The organism is Kineococcus vitellinus (genome assembly GCF_009906315.1).
Lineage (GTDB): Bacteria > Actinomycetota > Actinomycetes > Actinomycetales > Kineococcaceae > Kineococcus > Kineococcus vitellinus.
In genome coordinates, this window is record NZ_JAAALL010000597.1 from 1 (window position 1) to 919 (window position 919).

At 77.0% G+C, this 919-nt stretch carries 2 protein-coding genes; both read right to left on the bottom strand.

Translation table 11 applies throughout. From position 1 onward, the window contains the following. Positions 1-379, bottom strand: a 379-nt coding sequence (locus GTQ99_RS23635) for a hypothetical protein (protein WP_166618072.1), incomplete at its 3' end; no start/stop codon positions are given. A 9-nt stretch (positions 380-388) separates the two neighbouring features. Next, a partial coding sequence (locus GTQ99_RS23640; protein ID WP_166618073.1) for a hypothetical protein occupies positions 389-919 on the bottom strand: 531 nt, incomplete at its 5' end.

Sequence of the window (919 nt, forward strand, 5' to 3'; positions counted from 1 at the left end):
GGGCGGGAGGGGGCGCGGCGAGGGTGAGCAGGCCCCGGCGCAGCGCGCGCTTGCGCAGCCGGCGCAGCCGCCGGCGGCGGCGCTGCTCGTTCTCCCAGACGGCGTTGACCGCGATCCACGCCCACATGCCCATGAAGCCCAGCGGCCACCACAGGACGTAGAGCAGGATCCAGGCGCCCAGGCCGACGTAGCGCACGAGCTGGAACGTCGGGTCCGAGACGTGGCCCAGCACCGGCAGCTGCACGCCCAGCGGCGGTTCCAGCTCCTCCTCCGGCACCGCCAGGGGCAGCGGCGCGGGGCGGGGCACCACCCGGGAGGCCTGCTCGTGGTGCACCGGGGGGCGCTGGTCGTCGGCTCCCCGGCTCAGGTCGATCCCCACGGCGGTCTCCTACAGGTCCAGGTCGGAGCGGCGGAACTTCGCCTCCAGGAAGCGGCTCTGCTGCTGCTGGCGGTCCAGGTCGGCGTCGTGCACGGCGTCGCGCAGCTGCTTGCAGCCCTCCACGAGCAGCAGCAGCTGGGAGCGCAGCTCGTCGGCCGGGGTGGTGCCGGCCGCGGTGCGGTGCTCGCGCGCGTAGTCGTCGGGCAGCACCAGGTAGTCCTCCACGGTGCGCGGCAGGTGCTCGGTGGCCAGCGTCTCCAGGTCGTGGCGCACCTGCGCGTCGGCGCCGCGGGTGCGCAGGTGCGCCAGCAGGGGCCGCAGCAGCCGGTCCACCTCGCGCACCAGCTCGACGGCCTCGGCGTCGAAGCGGTCGGCGGAGGTCTCCACGCGCACCAGGGTCGCGGCCAGGCTGCGCTCGGCGGCCGCCACCGAGGCCTGCTCGGGCGCCGGCGCGGCGACGGCGGGGGCGGGGGCGACCTCGCTCACCTGCTCGCGGCGGCCGCGCAGCTCGCGGTGGCGCTGGCGGCGGCGGGCGCGGAT